The sequence below is a fragment of the Streptomyces sp. NPDC086777 genome, assembly GCF_040702065.1.
Taxonomy (GTDB): Bacteria; Actinomycetota; Actinomycetes; order Streptomycetales; family Streptomycetaceae; genus Streptomyces.
In genome coordinates this window covers 1-18848 of the sequence record NZ_JBFBJI010000034.1, presented here as the reverse complement: position 1 = coordinate 18848, position 18848 = coordinate 1, and the positions used below count along the sequence as shown (strand labels likewise).

Here is an 18848-nt window from a genome sequence, read left to right as displayed (position 1 = left end):
CACCCCACCGGGCATATCGTTACAGCAACAGACATATCGGACCTCTTTACCTGGGGGTCGTGATGGTTCAGGAGTTGCTGGTCGCGGTGGTGACGGCGCTGTGCGTCGGCGCGCTCTACCTGGCCGCCGGTGCCCGGGTCGTCAAGCAGTACGAGCAGGGCGTGCTGTTCCGGCTCGGCCGCGTCTCCGGTGACGTGCGGACGCCCGGCTTCAATCTGGTGATCCCGTTCGTGGACCGGCTGCACAAGGTCAACCTGCAGATCGTGACGATGCCGATCCCGGCCCAGGAGGGCATCACCCGCGACAACGTCACCGTGCGCGTGGACGCGGTCGTCTACTTCCGGGTGGTCGACGCGGTGAGCGCGCTGATCAAGGTCGAGGACTACAAGTTCGCCGTCTCGCAGATGGCCCAGACGTCACTGCGGTCCATCATCGGCAAGAGCGACCTGGACGACCTGCTCTCCAACCGCGAGAAGCTCAACCAGGGCCTGGAGCTGATGATCGACAGCCCGGCCGTGGGCTGGGGCGTGCAGGTGGACCGGGTCGAGATCAAGGACGTGTCCCTGCCCGACACGATGAAGCGCTCGATGGCCCGCCAGGCCGAGGCCGACCGGGAGCGCCGGGCCCGGATCATCAACGCCGACGCCGAACTCCAGGCCTCGAAGAAGCTGGCCGAGGCGGCCCAGCAGATGGCGGACACCCCGTCCGCCCTGCAACTGCGGCTGCTGCAGACGATCGTCGCGGTGGCCGCCGAGAAGAACTCCACCCTGGTCCTGCCGTTCCCGGTGGAGCTGCTGCGGTTCCTGGAGCGGGCCGGCGGGCAGCAGCCGGGGCCGAGCGGCGACACCCCGGCCGGGATCGACGGGAACGCCGTGCGGACGGGGCCGCCGCCCGGGTGACCCGGCACCGTGCCGCTCGCCGCGCCACACCCGAAAATCGGACATACCGACCTACGTTCGTACGGTGATCCGACTAGCACGCCGTCTTACCGGTACGACCACCGTATGTGTCGCCCTGGGCGCCGCGCTCGCCGCCTGTGGCACCACCGAGGCCCCCCACCCGGGCCCCCCGGCCCCCGCGAGGGCCTCCTCCACCGCCACCCCGCCGCCCACCCTCGCCCTCGGGCCCGGCGGGACGGCACCCGTCTTCACCAACGGTCCGCGCACCCTCGGCAAGACCGTCGCCCTCACCTTCGACGCCGACATGACCGCCGACGAGGGGCCGCGCGCGGCCAAGGGCGAGCACTTCGACAACCCGGCGCTGATCGCGACCCTGCGCAGGCTGAAGGTGCCCGCCACGATCTTCATGACCGGCCGCTGGGCCGACGAGTACCCGGCCGAGGCCCGCTCGCTCGGCCGCGACCCGCAGTTCGAGGTCGCCAACCACTCCTACAGCCACTACGCGTTCACCGGCGACTGCTACGGCCTGCCGACCGTCGCCGCGGCGAAGATGAAGTCGGACGTGGAGCGGGCCTACGCCGCCCTGCTCCGCGCCGGGGTACCGCATCCGATGCCGTACTTCCGCTTCCCCGGCGGCTGCTACGACCGGCAGGCGCTGCGCGCGGTCGGCACGCTCGGGATCACCGCCGTGCAGTGGGACGTGGTGAGCGGGGACGCCTTCGCGACGGACGCCGACGCCGTGACCAAGCAGGTGCTGGACGGAGTGAAGCCGGGTTCCGTGGTCGTCATGCACTGCACCCGCAGCGCCGCCCCGACCACCGAGCAGGTGGTGCGGAGCGTCGTACCGGAACTGCGCAAGCGGGGCTTCCGGTTCGTGAAGGTGTCCGAGCTGATCGGGGAGACGCCGGGACACCGGTGACCGCCCTACGCTGGAGGCATGAGCGACGAGGGCTACTGCACGACCGACGAGGCCGCGAAGGCGCCGGGGGCGGAGGGGCCGCCGTACGCCGAGTGCGTGCTGTGCCGGGAGCCGACGGAGTACCCGGAGTCGTACCGGGGCATCACGTTGTGCCCGCGGTGCGAGTGGCAGGAGGCCCAGCGGACCGCCTGCTCAGGATGAGCGGCGGCCGTTGAGGGCGCAGGCCAGGGTGAAGGCCGCGGCGGCGAGCACGGCCGCCGCGGCCACCGGCAGGTCGTCTGGGCTGTGCGAGGGGCTGACGGAGACCACGTGCCAGGGCGGGCGGGCCGTGAGCAGGGCGCGCAGGACCACGTCCGAGTGGGACGCGGGAACCGTAAGACGGTAGGTGCCGGGTGCCGGTTCCGCCGCCGAGGCCGCCGTGCGGGTCGCGTCGGCGGGCAGCCGGCCGACGGCCGGGCCCCGGACGGTGACCGAGGTGAGCGGACCTGCGGGTGGACTCGCCTGTGCGGCACGGGGTGTGAGGGTGCCGTCGACGATCTGGTGGATCGCGTCGGGTGCGCCCGCGAGCCGCCGGGGATCGTGGTCGACGAACACCACGGCGCCCCCGGCGGCGGTGCGCTCGGCGACGGCCCGCTCCAGCTCGGCGCGGGCCTCGGTGTCCAGGCCGGTCCAGGCCTCGTCCAGGACGAGGAGTTCGGGGTCGGCGAGCAGCGCCTGGGCGACGGCGACCTTCTGGCTGGTGCCCTTGGAGAGCTGGGCCATGGGCGTGGCCGCGTAGGCGGCGGCGCCGAACCGCTCCAGCCAGGTCGCCGCGCGGGCGGTCGCCGACCTGCGGGAGAGACCGTGGACGGTGCCGAGGTGGGTGAGGTAGCCGGAGGGGGTGAAGGGGAGGGCGGAGGGGAAGCGCTCGGGGACGTACGCGGTGCGGGGACGGCCGGTGATGCGGCCCTCGGTGGGGGTGCCCATGCCGGCGACGATGCGGAGCAGGGTGGACTTGCCGGTGCCGTTCGCTCCTTCCACGCGGGTGAGGGAGCCGGGGGTGAGGGTGAGGTCGACGTCTCTTGACACCCAGGGGCCGCGTATGCCGTAGCGGCGGCCTACGCGGGCCAGTTCAAGATCACGGTGCATGGGGACATTGTGGTGCGGGATCGGGGCGGTGAGTTTCGGTGGTGTACGGTCCGCGGGTGTGTGGGGGCCGTTCGCGCAGTTCCCCGCCCCCCTTATAGGTTGGTGCGGTGAGCGCTCCTTTTCAGGTCACGGCGAACAGTCGGGACGAAGCACCCCAGTTCGTGCTGCCTCTTGTCGTGCGGGTGGAGAAGTCGGGTCCGCCTGCTCGGACCGACGCACTCGAAACCGCCGCGCGGGCGGTGCTGACCATGCTCAGTGACGCTCGGGCGCTCGGCGACGGGGAGTGGGCGCAGGCTGTCCGGGACTGGGAGGACGCGCGGATCCGGAAGGTCGTCCGGCGGGCCCGGGGGGCCGAGTGGCGGCGGGCCGGGGAGCTGCCCGGGATCACCCTCACCGGAAAGTCGGCCGAGGTACGGGTGTTCCCGCCGGTTCCCCTGGACGGGTGGCCCCGGGAGCTGGCGAAGCTGCAGGTGTCCGGGACCGAGCTGGACGACCCCGAGCCGCCCGCGGGCGCCGACCGGTCCATGCCTGTGCTGTGGCTGAACCCGGAGCTGGAGATGTCGGCCGGGAAGGCGATGGCGCAGGCCGGGCACGGGGCCCAACTGGCCTGGTGGGCGCTGTCGGAGGAGGAGCGGGAGGCGTGGCGCGACGCCGGGTTCCCGCTCGCCGTACGGACCGCCGATCCGGCCGAGTGGCGTGAACTGACGGGCAGCGGGCTGCCGTTGGTGAGGGACGCCGGTTTCACCGAGATCGCGCCGGGCAGCTGCACGGTGGTCGCGGACCATCCGGCACTGCGCTGACCTGGAGTTTTTTGACTTCCCTGGCAAACTTTGCCGTTTGTTTGAACACGGTCGCCGTCGCTCCCGTACGTCCTGGCACTGAACCAGCGACACGGGGAGGCATCCCTTGCGGCGTTTCAACGGTACGGCCATGATCCTGGCGGCCCTGGCCACCACGCTCGGGGCGCTCGCCTACCCCGTGTGGTCGTACGCCGACCGCTCCGGCACCGGGCAGGCGAACCTGGCGGCGGGCACGGTGGCCACCCAGTGGGGTCCGCTGTCCGCCTCCGACCGCGATCTGATCGTGCGGGTCCGGCTCGCCGGGCTGTGGGAGCTGCCGGCCGGGCAGCAGGCGATCCAGCGGGCACCGAGCGCGGCGATCAAGGAGGCCGGCGATCACCTCGTCGTGGGCCACACGGACCTCGACCGGCGCGTCCGGATCGTCGCCGCACAACTGGGCGTCGAGCTGCCCAACGTGCCGAACGAGCAGCAGCAGGGCTGGCTCGACGAGATGTCGGCCGCGACCGGCACCGAGTACGAGTACAAGTTCGTGAACCTGCTGCGGGCCGCGCACGGCAAGATCTTCCCGGCGATCGGGACGGTGCGGAACACCACCCGCAACAGCCTGGTACGGCAGCTCGCCTCGGACACCAACCAGACCGTGCTCGACCACATCACGATCCTCGAGAAGACCGGCAAGGTCGACTTCGAGGCCATCGCCAACGAGATCGCCAACGCGGCCACGGCCAGCCCGACCGGCCCGCCGGTGCCGGCGCCCGGGGTGGTGGCGCCCTCCGCGCCGGCCGCGCAGGCCGACGGCGACGTGCGCACCACGTCCCGGCCCTCCCCCGGCGAACCGGGCACGGTGAACACCGCGCGCCCGGACCCCGAGGACTCCGAGGGCGGCGTCCTCAGCCGCTAGCCCGACAGCTCCCCGGAGTGCGGCCGCGAACCTCAAATGTTGCTCTGAAGCGGCAGACAACACGGTTCGCGGCCGCACTCCGGGGCCATACCCCCGTCATCCGGAACAGGTCGGAGCAGGAGGGGGACGACCATGGCCCTGGAGCGGCTGGGCACGGGCATCGGCTGGCGGCCGGAGATCGCGGACGCCGTGGAGCGCATGCCGGGCATCGACTGGGTCGAGGTCGTGGCGGAGAACACCTGCCCGGGCCACCTCCCCGACTCGCTGCGGCGGCTGCGCGAGCGCGGGGTGACGGTCGTGCCGCACGGTGTCTCGCTGGGCCTCGGCGGCGCGGACCGCCCGGACGAGGACCGGCTCGCCGCGCTCGCCGAGCGGGTGGCGGCGCTGGGCTCGCCGCTGGTCACCGAGCACATCGCGTTCGTCCGCGCGGGCGGCCCGCGCACGGCCTCGCCGGTCCTGGAGGCGGGCCACCTGCTGCCCGTCCCGCGGACCCGGGACGCCCTCGACGTGCTCTGCGAGAACGTCCGCATCGCCCAGGCCGCGCTGCCCGTGCCGCTCGCCGTCGAGAACATCGCCGCGATCGTCTCGTGGCCGGGCGAGGAGATGACCGAGGGGCAGTTCCTGTACGACCTCGTGGACCGTACCGGGGTACGGCTGCTGATCGACGTGGCGAACCTGCACACCAACCACGTCAACCGAGGCGAGGACCCGGCCGAGGCACTCGCCGGACTTCCCGTCGAGGCGATCGCCTACGTCCATGTCGCGGGCGGCTTCGAGCGGGACGGCGTCTGGCACGACAGCCACGCCCACCCGGTGCCTCCGGCGGTCCTGGACGTGCTGACCCACCTCGCCTCCCGGGTGGCGCCGCCCGGTGTGCTGCTGGAGCGGGACGAGAACTTCCCGGAACCGGCCGAGCTGGAGCGGGAGCTGGCGGCGATCCGGGCGGCCGTGACGGCGGGCGGCGCGGCGGCGGCCGGCCCGTGGGAACCCCCGTCATCGGCCGCCGCCCCCGACGTCCCCAGCGCCGTCCGGCAGCGGGTCGGGCTCGCGCAGACCGCGGTGCTGTCGTCGCTGGTCGCGGGGACCCCGGTGCCGGAGGGGTTCGACCGGGCGCGGATGGGGGTGCAGGCGCGGGCGCTGGCCGCGAAGCGGGCGGACGTGGTGGCGAGGATCGCACCGGAGCTGCCGCGGATGCTGGGGGCGGGGTACCGGCCGGCGTTCCTGGCGTACGCGCAGGAGCGGCCGATGCCGGGGGGCTACCGGCGGGACGCCCTGGAGTTCGCGGCGGAGCTGCTGCGGGCGGGCGGCGGAGGCTTCGACCGGCGGCCGCTGGAGCAGTGGTGGCTGGAGCGGGCGGGGTCGGCGCCTCGGCGATCGCGCGCGTGGGGGACGTTGCTGCGGCGGGGGTAACGGCCGGGGGTGGCGACGCTCACCGACGCTTGCCGGATGCTCCCCGGCCGAAGGCCGGGGAGGAACTGCGCGACCAGCCACGAAGCACTCGCGGCCGACCGACCGACGGCACCCCCGCGGCGACCCCTCGGTAATATGCCAATCCCGCGCGGCGAAGCCCCACCGTGCGGTGCAGGAGGCATCATGCGCGCGCGACCCCGACCCCCCGTCCAGGGACGAGGCATATTCAGCGGTACCGGGCTGATCATCGTCTGTCTCGCGGCGACCCTCGCCGCCCTGGTGTTCCCGATCTGGTCGTACGCCGACCGTTCCGACCCCACCGGCTCGGTGAACGTGCTCAGCGCCCAGACCGTGTCGACGGCGTACGGCCCGCTGTCCGCGCAGGACCGGGACTTCATCGTGAAGGTCCGCCTCGCCGGGCTCTGGGAGCTGCCGGCCGGGGAGATGGCGGAGCAGAAGGGCACCACGGCCGCCGTACGGACGGCCGGGCAGCACCTCGTCGACGGGCACACCTCCCTCGACGCCCACGTCCGCACCGTCGCCACCCAGCTCGGCGTGCCGATCCCGAACGCGCCGAACGTCCAGCAACAGCAGTGGCTCGCCACGCTGACCGCCGCGCAGGGGCAGGACTTCGACCGGGAGTTCGCGAACATCGTGCGGCTGGCGCACGGCCGGGTCTTCTCCGTGGTCGCCCAGGTCCGCGTCGCCACCCAGAACACCCTGGTCCGCGATCTCGCCGACGACGCCAACAGCACCGTCCTGGACCACATCAAGGTCCTGGAGGCGACCGGCTACGTCGACTTCGGCACGCTGGCCCGGCAGTTGGTCACCACGCCCTCCCCCGTGGCCTCACCGCCCGTCGTCGCCCCGGCGGACGCGACCCCGATCGCACCCGCGCCGGCGCCGGTGCCGTCCCCGACGTACACGCTGCCGCCCGCCACGGCCAGTCCGGAGGCGGCGGCCCAGAACCCCTGACCTGCGCGGGAAACGGAACGTCACATACCTACAACACTCGGTCCGGAATGTGAACAGGGCATGGCGGTGGCCAGGACCCTGGCATAGAAACGTGTCATGTTCTGGGTCCTTCTCCTGCTCCTGGCCTGGGCCGTCGCCGGCACCGCCTGCACCCGGCTGTGCCTGGCCGCCGTACGGACGGCGGCCGTCGACGCGGACGCGGGCCACGGACACGATCTGACGCTGTACGAGGCCGCGTTCCTGTCCGGCGGACCCGCCCGGGTCGCCGATCTGACGCTGGTGTCCATGGCCCGGCAACGGCGGCTGCTGCTCGCCCACACCGGCTGGGCGACCGTCGTGGACCCGCGGGGCCGGGACGAGATGGAGCGGTCGGTGATAGGGGCCATCGGGCCCGAGGGGCAGTCCCGGATAGCCCCGGTGCGCTCGGCGGCGGCCGACACGGACGCGGTGCGCAGTCTCGGCGAGGAGCTGGTGCGGGCGGGGCTCGCGGTGCCCGACACGGCGGCGCGGACGACGGTCGCCTCCGGTGTCCGGCAGGTCCGGGCCGCCGCGCTGGCGATCCTCGGTCTCGCCGTCGTCGCGCTCACGCTGCCCGCTCCGACCGGGATGCCGCGCGATCTGGTCGCCGTCTGGTTCGCGCTGCCCCTCACCCTGACGCTGAGCTGCCTGGCCATCGCCCGGGTCGAGGTGCACCCGTACTCGCGCTGGGCCTCGCCGGCCGGCCAGCGGCTGCTCGGCACGCTGCACCGGCGGGCGAACCGCGCGGCCGACGACCACTCGCTGCTGGCCTCCGTCGCCGTGCGGGGCATCCGCGCGATCGGCGAGCCGGAGCTGCGTGCGGCCTTCGCACACCGGGACCAGCTGCCGCGGGAGTGAGCGGGGGCGCATAGGGGGCATTGCGCCGACACCGGCCCGATGGTGCTTGCCTTCACCGGCAACCGATCGAAATATCCCTTTTATTGCTGCCGTGCAGTCGCTGCGGTGCCCTTGCCGCCACGCCACCGCAGCCGTTGCACCGAAGGGATACGCATGAGAGCCCCCGCCCTGTACTCGGCAGCCGGGTCCCTGATCCTGACCACCCTGGCCGCGGCCCCGGCCGGAAGCGCCCCCCGCGTCCCGGACACGGCGGCGGCCGAACTGCACGGCACCGCCGTGGCCGCCGCACGGGCCCGCGCGGCCGGCATCGACTTCGGCAGGTGCGCCGCCGACCTGGAGGCGCCGGACACCTTCCGGTGCGGCACGGTCACTGTCCCGCTGGACTACGCGCACCCGGACGGCAAGCAGATCAGACTGACCGTCAGCCGGGTGGTGGCCACCCACAAGGACCCGCACAACAGCAAGCGCCGGGTCCCCCGGCAGGGCGTCCTGGTCTACAACCCGGGCGGCCCCGGCGCCTCCGGCATGCTGTTCCCGATGATCGGCGTGCAGTCCGAGTGGAAGCGCATCGCCGCCGCCTACGACCTGGTCGGCTACGCCCCGCGCGGTGTCGACCGCTCGGCCCCGCTGTCCTGCGTCGACCCCAAGCACTTCTACAAGGCGCCGTCGCAGTCGCCGGCACACCCCTCCGAGGAGTACAAGAAGGCCCGGATCAAGGAGGCGAAGGCGTACGCCAAGGGCTGCCTGAAGCGCTCCGGGAGCGGACTCCGTCACTACACCTCGCTCAACAACGCCCGCGACCTGGACGTGCTGCGCGCGGCGCTCGGCGAGAACCGGCTTACCTTCATGGGCGCCTCCTACGGAACCTACTTCGGCGCGCTGTACGCGACCCTCTTCCCCTCGCACGTACGGCGGATGGTGCTGGACTCGGCGGTGGACCCGGACCCGGCGCAGGTCTGGTACCGCAACAACCTGGAGCAGTCGGCCGCGTTCGAGAGCCGCTGGGCGGACTTCCGCGAGTGGATCGCCAGGAACGACGCCGTGTACAAGCTCGGCGACACGGCCGCGAAGGTACAGGCGAACTACGACAAGGCGAGCAGGCGGCTGGCCAGGAAGGCGGCCGGCGGGAAGGTCGGGCCGGGACAGTTGCAGGGCGCGTTCCTGTCGGCCGGGTACTACGACGACTTCTGGCCGAGCCGGGCGGAGGCGCTGTCGAAGTTCCTGCACGGGGACGCCAAGCCCTTGGTCCGGCTGGCGGCACCGGCGGCGGAGACGGCCGCCGAGGCGGAGAACGGCAACGCGGTCTACACGGCCGTCGAGTGCAACGACGCGTCCTGGCCGACGAAGTGGGCGACCTGGAACCGGGACAACACCCGGCTCGCGCGCGTGGCGCCCTTCGAGACCTGGGACAACGCCTTCATGAACCTGCCGTGCGCCTACTGGCCGGTGCCCCGGCAGCAGCCGCTGGACGTGCGCACGGGCTCAGGTGAGCTGCCGCCGACACTCATCCTGCAGGCCGAACGGGACGCGGCCACGCCGTACGCGGGCGCGCTGGAGATGAACCGGCGGCTGTCCGACTCGGTGCTGGTGACCGAGCGGGACGCCGGCACGCACGGCATCGGCGGCGGCCCCAACAAGTGCGTGAACGGCTACCTGGAGGCCTACCTGCTGGAGGGCCGGCTCCCGCAGCGGCACGCCTCGTGCGCGGGGCACGCTGAGCCGAAGGCGAGCGCGCCGGCCGACCATGCCCGGGGGAAGAGCCCACGGGACTCCCTGAAGGGCAGGACCGGCCGGCACTGACGGGCGTCAGGCGAGGCCCGCGACCAGGTCGGCCACCGACTTGCGGCGCCCGGTGTAGAACGGCACCTCCTCGCGGACGTGCCGGCGGGCCTCGGAACCGCGCAGGTGGCGCATGAGGTCGACGATGCGGTACAGCTCGTCGGCCTCGAAGGCCAGCATCCACTCGTAGTCGCCGAGCGAGAACGAGGCGACCGTGTTGGCCCGCACGTCCGGGTAGCCGCGGGCCATCTTGCCGTGGTCCGCGAGCATCCGGCGGCGGTCCTCGTCCGGCAGCAGGTACCAGTCGTACGACCGGACGAAGGGGTACACGCTGACGTAGTTGCGCGGGGTCTCGTCGGCGAGGAACGCCGGGATGTGCGAGCGGTTGAACTCGGCGGGGCGGTGCAGCGCCATGTTCGACCACACCGGCGTGAGCGCGCGGCCCAGCTTCGTGCGGCGGAAGAGGTTGTACGCCTCCTGGAGCTGGTCGCTGGTCTCCGCGTGCCACCAGATCATCAGGTCGGCGTCGGCGCGCAGTCCGGAGACGTCATAGGTGCCGCGGACGGTCACGTCCTTGGCGGCGAGCTGGTCGAACAGCTCCTGGACCTCGTCGGCGTAGCCCGCGCGGTCCTCGGGCAGCACGTCCTTCAGCTTGAAGACCGACCACAGGGTGTAGCGGATGACCTCGTTGAGGTCCTTGGCCAGCTTGCCCTTGTTCGGGATCCTGCCGGACTCGGTGGTGGAGGCGTCGTCACTCATGGTCCCTATTCTCCCGCTCCCCCGTGCAGGCTCTGCACCGGGTTGGCCGTCAGCTCCTCGACGCCCCTGAGGTCGCCCGCCAGCTGGTCCACCGCCGCGTACGCGCTCGCGATGCAGGCGGGGATGCCGACGCCGTCGTACTGGGCCCCGCACACCGCGAGGCCCGGGAGCTTGCCGACGTGCTCACGGACGCGGGCCACGCGCGCGTGGTGGCCGACAGGGTACTGGGGCAGGCCGTCGGTCCAGCGGGTCACGCGGGTGGCGACCGGCGCCGCGGTCAGGCCGGTGGCCGCGCGCAGGTCGTGGCGGGAGAGGTCGACGAGGTCGGCGTCGTCGCGGCCGAGGACCGCGGTCTCGCCGTACCGGCCGACCGAGGTGCGCAGGACGACGGTGTCCGGGTCCTCGTCGGCGATCCAGCCCCACTTCTGGGAGGCGAAGGTGGAGGCCTTGATGGTGCGGCCGTCGACGGGCGGGACGAGGAAGCCGCTGCCGGCGGGGAGGTCCAGCTCCGCGCGGCGGTAGGCGAGGGTGATCAGGGCCATCGAGGCGTACTCGACGGCGGCCAGCTCGGCCGCGGCGGCGGGTGCCTCGGCCCGCAGCAGGCCGGCCGCGACGGGCGCCGGTACGGCGACGATCACGGCGTCGGCGTGCAGTTCGCGGCCGGCCGTGGTGATCCGCCAGCCCCGGGGATCCCGGCGCAGTCCGGTCACGGGCGTGCCGGTGAGGATCTCGCCGCCGCGGGCCCGGACCGACTCGGCGACCGCGCGCGGCAGGGTGCCGACACCGCCCTCGACGCCCATGAAGACCGGCCCGGTCTGCTGGTCGGCCACCGCCCTGGCCTGGATCTCGCGGACGGCTTCGGTCAGCGAGTCGTGGGCCCTGGCGGCCTGGTAGAGCTGCGGGACCGCGGAGCGCATCGAGATGCGGTAGGCGTCGCCCGCGTAGACCCCGCCGAGCAGGGGCTCGACCAGCCGGTCGACGACCTCCCGGCCCAGGCGGGCGGCGACGTACTCCCCCACCGCCACGTCGTCGCCGACCTCGGTGCGGGGCAGGTCGGCGTCGCGCTCGATGCGGGCGAGGCCCTCGTCGGAGAGCACCCCGGACAGCGCGGCGGCGGTGCCGGGGACGCCCATGACGTGGCCCTTGGGCATGGGGCGCAGGGCGCCCCGGGTCCAGATGGCGGCCGTGGCCGTGGCGGGGGCCTGCAACCGCTCGCCGAGCCCCGCCGCGCGGGCCAGGGCGACCGCCTCGGGCCTGCGGGCCAGCATCGACTCGGCACCCAGGTCGACCCGCACGCCGGCGATCTCGCCGGGCAGCAGCTTGCCGCCGACCCTGTCCGAGGCCTCCAGCACGGTCACGTGCGCGCCCCGCTCCAGCAGCCGGTGCGCCGCGGCCAGCCCCGCGATCCCGGCTCCGACGACGACGACCTGGCCCGTGCCCGTACCCGTTGCGCTCATGACCTCACTCTCTCAGACCGCCCGGGCACCCCGGTCCCGGCCCGGTGACCCGTCCGCGTCCGGACCGTGACCGCACCGGGACCGCCGGGCCCCGAACGTCGCGCCCCGCCCCGGCGTCGAAGTCGCGTCAGTCGCCACCACCCCCGGGGGGAACCATGCGCCATCCCGTACGACCCGTACGGCCCGCCGTCGCCGCACTCCTGCTCGCCGCCGCCCTCGTCCTCACCGGATGCAGTGCGAACGACGCTTCCGACGGCGGCTCCGCCGGCGACGCCAGGGCCGGTGCGAACAGCGCGGCCAAGGAGGCCGCGGGCTCGGCCGGCGCCAAGGACAGCGGTGGCAGCAGCGCCGGCGGCAGCAGCAGTGGGACCGGCAGGACCACGCCCGACCTCGCGGTGAACCGGATCATCCGCACCGCCGCCCTGACCGTCGAGGTCAAGGACGTACCGAAGGCCCTGGACACGGCCCGCACCACGGCCGAGGACGCCGGCGGCTACGTCGGCGACGAGACCACCACCCGCGACTCCGGGGGCCGCGAACGCACCCGCGTGGTCCTCCGGGTCCCCACCGACAGATACGACGAGGTGCTCACCAGCCTCCAGGGCGCCGGCAAGCTGATCGAGCGCACCGCGAAGGCGCAGGACGTCACCGAGCAGGTGGTCGACGTGGACAGCCGTGTCAGGTCGCAGCGGGCCAGCGTGGCCCGGATCCGCGAGCTGATGGACCGGGCGGCCAAGCTCAGTGACGTGGTCACCCTGGAAGGGGAGCTGAGCAGCCGGGAGGCCGACCTGGAGTCCCTGCTGGCCCAGCAGGCGTCCCTGAAGGACCGCACGAGCATGGCCACGATCAGCCTGTCGCTCACTCCGACGCCGGTGAAGAGGGCGGCCGCGAAGCACGACTCGCCGGGATTCACCGATGCCGTGTCCGGGGGCTGGCACGTCTTCGTCACCATGCTGCGCTGGATCGCCCTGGCGCTGGGCGCGGCCCTGCCCTTCGCGGCGGTGGCGGCCTTGGCGGCCCTGCTGTGGTGGAAGTCGGCGCGCAGGCGCCGTACCCCCGCCCGGCCCGGCAGCGAGACCTGAGCGAGACCGAAATGCCCGCGCCCCGTAGCGTGTTCGCATGAGCATGAACGGTGGGCGGGAACGACTGGTCGTGATCGGCGGTGACGCCGCGGGCATGTCCGCGGCGTCACAGGCACGTCGGCTGCGGGGACCGGACGAGCTGGAGATCGTGGCCTTCGAGCGCGGCCACTTCACCTCCTACTCGGCGTGCGGGATCCCGTACTGGGTCGGCGGCGACGTCGGGGAGCGCGGCCGGCTGATCGCGCGCTCCCCCGAGGAGCACCGCACCCGCGCGATCGACCTGCGGATGCGCACCGAGGTCACGGAGATCGACGTGGCCGGGAAGCGGGTACGCGCGCGTGACGTCGATTCCGGCGCCGAGTCCTGGACGCCGTACGACAAGCTCGTCATCGGTACCGGCGCCCGTCCGATCCGCCCCGACATGCCGGGCGCGGACGCACCGGGGGTGCACGGTGTGCAGACCCTGGACGACGGCCAGGCCCTCCTCGACACGCTGGCACGCACGCGTGGCCGCCGAGCCGTGGTGGTCGGCGCCGGCTACATCGGCGTCGAGATGGCCGAGGCCCTGATCAACCGGGGCTACGAGGTGACCGTCGTCAACCGCGGCAGCGAGCCGATGTCCACGCTCGACCCGGACATGGGCCGGCTGGTGCACGAGGCGATGGAGGGCCTCGGCATCACCATGGTGAACGACGCCGCGGTCACCAAGATCCTCACCGGCCAGGACGGCCGGGTGCGCGCGGTGGCCACGGAGGACGCCGAGTACCCGGCGGACGTGGTGGTCCTGGGCATCGGCGTCCGCCCGGAGACCGGCCTCGCACAGGCGGCGGGCCTGCCCGTCGGCGCGCACGGCGGGCTGCTCACCGACCGCGCGATGCGGGTGCGCGGGCACGAGGACATCTGGGCGGGCGGCGACTGCGTGGAGGTGCTGAACCTGGTGTCGGGCCAGGAGCAGTACATCCCGCTGGGCACCCATGCCAACAAGCACGGTCAGGTGATCGGCACCAACGTGGGCGGCGGCTACGCCACGTTCCCGGGGGTCGTCGGCACGGCGGTGAGCAAGGTCTGCGACCTGGAGATCGCCCGCACCGGCCTGCGGGAGAAGGACGCCCTCCGGGTGGGCCTGCGGTTCGAGGCGGTCACCATCGAGTCCACGAGCCGTGCCGGCTACTACCCCGGCGCCAGCCCCATGACGGTCAAGATGGTCGCCGAACGCCGCACGGGCCGCCTGCTCGGCGTCCAGATCGTCGGCCGGGAGGGCGCGGGCAAACGGGTCGACATCGCGGCGGTCGCCCTCACCGCGAACATGACGGTGGAACAGATGACGGCCCTGGACCTGGGCTACGCCCCGCCGTTCTCACCGGTGTGGGACCCGGTACTCGTAGCGGCCAGGAAGGCGGCGACCAAGGTGCGCGACGGTCACTGAAGCGCCCCCGCAAGGGGCGCGGGGAACTGCGCGACCAGCCGCAGCGTACCCGCACCCCGCAACGGCGATCAGGCCGTCCCACTGATCCTCGGCAACGAGGTCACCCCCGCACCACCCGGCGCAGCCGCGGCAACCCCACCCCCCTGCTCGGTCCCCGGCCGCGCATGCGCAGCACCCGGCCGCGTCGACCGCAGCCGGTTGCTCACCGCCTCGTCCAGCGTCACCGGCCGCTGCATCTGCGCGGCGAGCCGCCCCGCCTCCTGGCCGAGCCGTGCCACGTCCTCCCAGGGCAGCCGTACCACGAGGGAGATCTCGGCCTCACCGTCGGGCAGGGCCTGCATGGGAGGGAATGTCTGGGGAGCAACCCGCTCGTTCATCGCCTGTTCCTCACGTCGCCTGAACCTCACGTCGGTCGCAAGGACATACGCACGCGCGCGTGGGGACGTTCACCGGCGCTCCCGGCGCATCGAGCGCCCCCGCCCTGGGCACTAGTCAGCTGTGGTCATCCCCGTTCATGACGTGAACCCGGTGCGTCGCACGCCGTACGTGACGTACGCGCTGATCGCGGCGAACGTGCTCGTCTTCCTGTTCACGCCCGGCATAGCCGGCTCCGTGGCCGGCGGCAGCGATCTGGCGCAGCTGTGTCATCTGCAGGCCTTCATGGACCACTACGCGGCGGTTCCGCGGGAGCTGATCCACCATCAGATGCCGCAGGTCGTCCCGACCGGCCAGGTGGGCGTCGGCCGCGACGGACCCGGCTGCGTCGTCGGCCCGCCCGGCTACGACAAGTCGCCCGCGCTGTCGGTCTTCACGGCCATGTTCCTGCACGGCAGCTGGCTGCACCTGCTGGGCAACATGCTGTTCCTGCTGATCTTCGGCAACAACGTCGAGGACCGGATGGGCCACATCCGTTTCTTCCTCTTCTACGTCTTCTGCGGTTACGCGGCCGGCTACGGCTTCGCGCTCGTCAACGCCTCGTCGGGCGACCCGCTGATCGGCGCGTCCGGCGCGATCGCCGGCGTGCTGGGCGCGTATCTCGTCCTCTACCCGCGGGCCAGGGTCTGGGTGCTGGTCCCGTTCCTGGTCTTCCTGCCGCTGCGGCTGCCGGCCTGGCTGGTGCTGGGCTTCTGGTTCGTGCTCCAGGCCGTCTACTCGTCCGGCGAGGGCGTCTCCGACGCCGGGACGGTGGCGTACGCGGCGCACATCGTCGGCTTCCTGGTCGGCATGGTGCTCGCCTGGCCGCTCAAGCCGGGCACGCCTCCGCCGCCGGAGCCGCGCGGCCTGCTGTTCGGCAGGCGGGCCCGGCCCCGGCACGGCTGGTAGCGGACCGGGTCAGCGCGCGCTCTCGGTGTGCACGAACTCGACGAGGCGGGTCAGCGCGTCCGGGTCGGTGGACGGCATCACGCCGTGCCCCAGGTTGAAGACGTGGCCCTCGAGACCGGCGGCCGCGTCGAGCACCTCGCGCGCCTTGGTCTCCACCGCGTCCTTGCCGGCGAACAGGACGGTCGGGTCGAGGTTGCCCTGGAGCGCCTTGCCGGGGCCGACGCGGCGGGCGGCCTCGTCGAGCGGGACCCGGTAGTCGACGCCGACGACGTCCGCACCGGCCTCGCCCATGAGCTGCAGCAGCTCGCCGGTGCCGACGCCGAAGTGGATGCGCGGGACGCCGTACCCGGCGACGGTGTCGAAGACCTTGGCCGAGGCGGGCAGCACGGAGCGGCGGTAGTCGGCGGGGGCCAGCGCGCCGGCCCAGGAGTCGAAGAGCTGGACGGCGGAGGCCCCGGCCTCGATCTGCACCTTGAGGAACGCGCCCGTGATGTCGGAGAGGCGGTCGAGCAGGTCGGCCCAGAGCTCCGGGTCGCCGTACATCATCGCCTTGGCGTTCTCGTACGTGCGCGAGGGGCCGCCCTCGACGAGGTAGCTCGCGAGGGTGAAGGGGGCGCCCGCGAAGCCGATCAGCGGGGTCGGGCCGAGCTCGGCGGTGAGCAGGCCGATGGCCTCGGTGACGTACCAGACGTCCTCGGGGGTGAGATCACGGAGCTGGGCGAGGTCGGCGCGGGTGCGGATCGGGCGCGCGACGACCGGGCCGACGCCGGGCTTGATGTCGAGGTCGACACCGATGGCCTTGAGCGGGACGACGATGTCGCTGAAGTAGATCGCCGCGTCCACGCCGTGCCGGCGGACCGGCTGGAGCGTGATCTCGGCGACCAGCTCGGGCCGCGTGCACGACTCCAGCATCGGGATGCCCTCGCGCACCTTGTGGTACTCCGGCAGCGAGCGGCCCGCCTGGCGCATGAACCACACGGGGGTGTGCGGCACGGGTTCACGCCTGCACGCCTTCAGGAAGGCACTGTCGTACGTCGCTGTCGGCTGCTGGCCCGCGGGGCTTCCGTTCGCACTCACGACGGCAAGTCTCGCACGCCCGGGCAGCCGGGCTCGCGCCGCCCTTACATGGTCCTTAGGTGGTGTCTCTCCCTGCGCGAAGGCGTCGTTCCCCTTACTCTTCCCCGCATGGCTGCGGCTCAGGGACGACTGTCGGACGGCGCTGGCGGGATGGACGAGGGGAAGGACACCGGGGAGGACGAAGGACATGCCGGGAGTGCGGCGCCACCGGTACCGCCGGCATTCCGGGCCGCGGTCGACGCACTGCGCGGTGCCCGGCTGCGGCCGCAGGTCGAGGTGGAGCCGACGCCCGCCCCGCAGCGTCTCGCCCCGTTCGCGTACGCCGTGGAGGCCGCGGTCGTCGACGGCGAGCAGGATCTCGCCGACGGGCGTCTCGTGCTGCTGCACGACCCGGCCGGGCACGAGGCCTGGCACGGCACGTTCCGGCTGGTCACGCTGGTACGCGCGGAGCTGGAGCCGGAGATGGCGGCCGATCCGCTGCTGCCGGACGTCTGCTGGGCGTGGCTGACCGGCGCGCTGCAGGCGCGCGGCCTGTCGTACGGCGAGCCGAGCGGGACCGTGACGCGCGCCAGTTCGCACTACTTCGGCGGGCTGTCCGCGCGCCCCGCCGCCTCGCAGATCGAGATCCGGGCCTCCTGGACACCCCGGGAGGGCCGCGCCGGCGTGCCGGACACCGCCGCCCACCTCGCTTCCTGGTGCGACCTGCTGGCGCAGGTGGCGGGTCTGCCGCCGGCCGCCCCCGGCGACGCCTCGGTGGTGACGCTGCCGCAGCGCCGCGACCCGCAGGCGCGCTGAACCGGACCGTCGCGGATCGGGACCCGTCCACCCGGGTCCCGCCGAATCACCCTTTCCATCCGAGTCCCGTCGACTCACCTTGCATTGACCATCTCTTTGTCGATACGGCCACTTTCTGTCCTGTACCGCAACGGCCCGAACCGATTCGATCTTCGGATGATCGATCGCGTGTCCGAATTGAACGTATTGTTACTCACCAGATCGTGATCATTCTCTAAAGGCGGACGGGTTTGGTGCCGAAGACGACTGTGACCTTGAAAGCACGTTTCGTCCCGGCTTCTTCCCCACAAGCCGGCCCCGTCCCCCACCCCAGGAGGCCTGGTGTCCGTTCTCCTAGAGCAGCCCGCAAGCCTGGTCGCCTACCGCCCGAACAAGCCCACCGCCATGGTGGTCGTGGCCGACCCGCGCGTCCGCTCCACCGTCACCCGCCACCTGTGGGCGCTCGGCGTGCGCGATGTCATCGAGGCCTCGTCCATCGCGGAGGCTCGTCCCCGCATCGGCAACCCCCGCGACATCTGCGTCGCCGACGTCCACCTCCCCGACGGCTCCGGCCTGACCCTCCTGTCCGAGACCCGCGCGGCGGGCTGGCCCAACGGCCTGGCCCTGTCCGCCGCCGACGACATCGGTGCCGTGCGCAACGCCCTGGCCGGCGGCGTCAAGGGCTACGTCGTCACCGGCACCCGCACCAACATCGGGCTCCCCACCCGACCCGGTGCCGCCCCGATGGGCTCCGCCGCCCGTATGCACCGCCGCCCCCCGGGTGCCCCGAGCCACCCGGGCGGCTACCGCGAGCTCTCCGGCCGCGAGGTCGAGGTGCTCCGGCTGGTCGCCGAAGGCCAGTCGAACAAGGCGATCGGTGTCTCGATGGGGCTGTCCGCCCTGACCGTCAAGAGCCACCTCGCCCGCATCGCCCGCAAGCTCGGCACGGGCGACCGCGCCGGGATGGTCGCCGTGGCCCTGCGCACCGGCATCATCCACTGACCGATCCGTCTCCGACGGCCCGCCACCGGCGGCGCCTGCCACTGATGGCCCAGCGCCGACCACCGATCGTCGGTCACCGACCGGTCACACGTTCACCGACGTGACCCGACCGGCTGCGGTCCGGCGTCGGCCCGTAACCTGTTGTCCCCCGTTCGTGGACCTGATCTTTCACCGGCCTGACTGGTTTACGACCCTCCGGCACCGGCTCCGGCGTCGTCATCACCAGCAACGGCGAGATCATCACCAACAACCACGAGATCT

Annotated in this window: 20 protein-coding genes; 14 read left to right on the top strand and 6 right to left on the bottom strand. The window is 72.9% G+C overall.

Annotated features, from left to right (window positions below; genetic code table 11):
• Positions 1 to 62: 62 nt before the first annotated feature.
• The 3 genes from AB0472_RS35020 to AB0472_RS35010 all read left to right on the top strand — a co-directional run bounded on the left by AB0472_RS35020 (position 63) and on the right by AB0472_RS35010 (position 2019).
• A complete protein-coding gene (locus AB0472_RS35020; RefSeq protein WP_366362712.1) occupies positions 63 to 899 on the top strand; it encodes a slipin family protein in 837 nt (278 codons plus the stop codon).
• 64 nt (positions 900 to 963) lie between these two features.
• On the top strand, positions 964 to 1818 hold the full coding sequence (locus AB0472_RS35015; protein ID WP_366362594.1) for a polysaccharide deacetylase family protein: 855 nt from the start codon (positions 964 to 966) through the stop codon (positions 1816 to 1818).
• An 18-nt stretch (positions 1819 to 1836) separates the two neighbouring features.
• The gene (locus AB0472_RS35010) at positions 1837 to 2019 is read left to right on the top strand and encodes a hypothetical protein (protein ID WP_366362593.1); all 183 of its coding nucleotides are present in this window, start codon (positions 1837 to 1839) and stop codon (positions 2017 to 2019) included.
• On the opposite strand, the gene AB0472_RS35005 is transcribed toward AB0472_RS35010, so the two are convergent.
• Positions 2011 to 2946: an ATP-binding cassette domain-containing protein gene (locus tag AB0472_RS35005; protein WP_366362591.1), complete on the bottom strand. Its 936-nt coding sequence runs from the start codon at positions 2944 to 2946 to the stop codon at positions 2011 to 2013. The genes AB0472_RS35010 and AB0472_RS35005 overlap by 9 nt on opposite strands.
• Before the next feature lie 107 nt (positions 2947 to 3053).
• On the opposite strand from AB0472_RS35005, the gene AB0472_RS35000 reads away from it, so the two are divergent.
• The 6 genes from AB0472_RS35000 (at position 3054) to AB0472_RS34975 (ending at position 9708) form a co-directional block, all read left to right on the top strand.
• A complete protein-coding gene (locus tag AB0472_RS35000) occupies positions 3054 to 3746 on the top strand; it encodes a peptidyl-tRNA hydrolase (RefSeq protein ID WP_366362590.1) in 693 nt (230 codons plus the stop codon).
• A 106-nt stretch (positions 3747 to 3852) separates the two neighbouring features.
• The gene (locus AB0472_RS34995; RefSeq protein ID WP_366362588.1) at positions 3853 to 4647 is read left to right on the top strand and encodes a DUF4142 domain-containing protein; all 795 of its coding nucleotides are present in this window, start codon (positions 3853 to 3855) and stop codon (positions 4645 to 4647) included.
• A gap of 132 nt (positions 4648 to 4779) precedes the next feature.
• The gene (locus AB0472_RS34990) at positions 4780 to 6057 is read left to right on the top strand and encodes a DUF692 domain-containing protein (RefSeq protein WP_366362586.1); all 1278 of its coding nucleotides are present in this window, start codon (positions 4780 to 4782) and stop codon (positions 6055 to 6057) included.
• 183 nt (positions 6058 to 6240) lie between these two features.
• Positions 6241 to 7032: a DUF4142 domain-containing protein gene (locus AB0472_RS34985; RefSeq protein WP_366362585.1), complete on the top strand. Its 792-nt coding sequence runs from the start codon at positions 6241 to 6243 to the stop codon at positions 7030 to 7032.
• A 96-nt stretch (positions 7033 to 7128) separates the two neighbouring features.
• Positions 7129 to 7908 carry a TIGR04222 domain-containing membrane protein gene (locus AB0472_RS34980; protein WP_366362583.1) on the top strand — a complete coding sequence of 260 codons (780 nt, stop codon included), beginning with the start codon at positions 7129 to 7131 and terminating at the stop codon, positions 7906 to 7908.
• Between the two features lie 153 nt (positions 7909 to 8061).
• On the top strand, positions 8062 to 9708 hold the full coding sequence (locus tag AB0472_RS34975) for an alpha/beta hydrolase (RefSeq protein WP_366362581.1): 1647 nt from the start codon (positions 8062 to 8064) through the stop codon (positions 9706 to 9708).
• Positions 9709 to 9714: 6 nt separating this feature from the next.
• On the opposite strand, the gene hemQ is transcribed toward AB0472_RS34975, so the two are convergent.
• Together hemQ and hemG are read right to left on the bottom strand one after the other, a co-directional pair.
• Positions 9715 to 10446, bottom strand: coding sequence for a hydrogen peroxide-dependent heme synthase (hemQ, locus tag AB0472_RS34970; RefSeq protein WP_366362579.1), 732 nt, complete (start codon positions 10444 to 10446; stop codon positions 9715 to 9717).
• Positions 10447 to 10451: 5 nt separating this feature from the next.
• On the bottom strand, positions 10452 to 11903 hold the full coding sequence (hemG, locus tag AB0472_RS34965; RefSeq protein ID WP_366362577.1) for a protoporphyrinogen oxidase: 1452 nt from the start codon (positions 11901 to 11903) through the stop codon (positions 10452 to 10454).
• A 155-nt stretch (positions 11904 to 12058) separates the two neighbouring features.
• Between hemG and AB0472_RS34960 the strand changes: the two genes are divergently transcribed.
• Together AB0472_RS34960 and AB0472_RS34955 are read left to right on the top strand one after the other, a co-directional pair.
• Positions 12059 to 12985: a DUF4349 domain-containing protein gene (locus AB0472_RS34960; protein ID WP_366362576.1), complete on the top strand. Its 927-nt coding sequence runs from the start codon at positions 12059 to 12061 to the stop codon at positions 12983 to 12985.
• A gap of 37 nt (positions 12986 to 13022) precedes the next feature.
• Positions 13023 to 14411: an FAD-dependent oxidoreductase gene (locus AB0472_RS34955; RefSeq protein WP_366362574.1), complete on the top strand. Its 1389-nt coding sequence runs from the start codon at positions 13023 to 13025 to the stop codon at positions 14409 to 14411.
• 68 nt (positions 14412 to 14479) lie between these two features.
• On the opposite strand, the gene AB0472_RS34950 is transcribed toward AB0472_RS34955, so the two are convergent.
• Positions 14480 to 14788 carry a hypothetical protein gene (locus tag AB0472_RS34950; protein ID WP_366362572.1) on the bottom strand — a complete coding sequence of 103 codons (309 nt, stop codon included), beginning with the start codon at positions 14786 to 14788 and terminating at the stop codon, positions 14480 to 14482.
• Positions 14789 to 14909: 121 nt separating this feature from the next.
• On the opposite strand from AB0472_RS34950, the gene AB0472_RS34945 reads away from it, so the two are divergent.
• Positions 14910 to 15734 (top strand): rhomboid family intramembrane serine protease, encoded by an 825-nt coding sequence (locus AB0472_RS34945; protein ID WP_366362570.1) that lies wholly within the window; start codon positions 14910 to 14912, stop codon positions 15732 to 15734.
• A gap of 9 nt (positions 15735 to 15743) precedes the next feature.
• On the opposite strand, the gene hemE is transcribed toward AB0472_RS34945, so the two are convergent.
• Entirely contained in the window at positions 15744 to 16811 is a 1068-nt protein-coding gene (gene hemE, locus AB0472_RS34940; RefSeq protein WP_366362568.1) for a uroporphyrinogen decarboxylase, read from the bottom strand.
• Positions 16812 to 16919: 108 nt separating this feature from the next.
• Here hemE and AB0472_RS34935 point away from each other — a divergent pair, with 108 nt between their 5' ends.
• A complete protein-coding gene (locus AB0472_RS34935; protein WP_366362566.1) occupies positions 16920 to 17606 on the top strand; it encodes a DUF3000 domain-containing protein in 687 nt (228 codons plus the stop codon).
• Positions 17607 to 17927: 321 nt separating this feature from the next.
• Complete coding sequence (locus tag AB0472_RS34930; protein ID WP_093498522.1) at positions 17928 to 18587, top strand: response regulator transcription factor; 660 nt, start codon at positions 17928 to 17930, stop codon at positions 18585 to 18587.
• 73 nt (positions 18588 to 18660) lie between these two features.
• On the opposite strand, the gene AB0472_RS34925 is transcribed toward AB0472_RS34930, so the two are convergent.
• Positions 18661 to 18848: hypothetical protein (locus AB0472_RS34925; protein ID WP_366362564.1), on the bottom strand; the 188-nt coding region annotated here is incomplete at its 5' end.

Excerpts from the sequence above, each read along its gene's own strand:
- hemQ (WP_366362579.1), bottom strand. The coding sequence starts at position 10,446 with ATGAGTGACGACGCCTCCACCACCGAGTCCGGCAGGATCCCGAACAAG.
- AB0472_RS34980 (WP_366362583.1), top strand. The coding sequence starts at position 7,129 with ATGTTCTGGGTCCTTCTCCTGCTCCTGGCCTGGGCCGTCGCCGGCACC.
- AB0472_RS34975 (WP_366362581.1), top strand. The coding sequence starts at position 8,062 with ATGAGAGCCCCCGCCCTGTACTCGGCAGCCGGGTCCCTGATCCTGACC.
- AB0472_RS35020 (WP_366362712.1), top strand. The coding sequence starts at position 63 with ATGGTTCAGGAGTTGCTGGTCGCGGTGGTGACGGCGCTGTGCGTCGGC.
- AB0472_RS34990 (WP_366362586.1), top strand. The coding sequence starts at position 4,780 with ATGGCCCTGGAGCGGCTGGGCACGGGCATCGGCTGGCGGCCGGAGATC.
- AB0472_RS34955 (WP_366362574.1), top strand. The coding sequence starts at position 13,023 with ATGAGCATGAACGGTGGGCGGGAACGACTGGTCGTGATCGGCGGTGAC.
- AB0472_RS34935 (WP_366362566.1), top strand. The coding sequence starts at position 16,920 with ATGGCTGCGGCTCAGGGACGACTGTCGGACGGCGCTGGCGGGATGGAC.
- AB0472_RS34960 (WP_366362576.1), top strand. The coding sequence starts at position 12,059 with ATGCGCCATCCCGTACGACCCGTACGGCCCGCCGTCGCCGCACTCCTG.
- AB0472_RS35005 (WP_366362591.1), bottom strand. The coding sequence starts at position 2,946 with ATGCACCGTGATCTTGAACTGGCCCGCGTAGGCCGCCGCTACGGCATA.
- AB0472_RS34985 (WP_366362585.1), top strand. The coding sequence starts at position 6,241 with ATGCGCGCGCGACCCCGACCCCCCGTCCAGGGACGAGGCATATTCAGC.
- hemG (WP_366362577.1), bottom strand. The coding sequence starts at position 11,903 with ATGAGCGCAACGGGTACGGGCACGGGCCAGGTCGTCGTCGTCGGAGCC.
- AB0472_RS35010 (WP_366362593.1), top strand. The coding sequence starts at position 1,837 with ATGAGCGACGAGGGCTACTGCACGACCGACGAGGCCGCGAAGGCGCCG.
- AB0472_RS34950 (WP_366362572.1), bottom strand. The coding sequence starts at position 14,788 with ATGAACGAGCGGGTTGCTCCCCAGACATTCCCTCCCATGCAGGCCCTG.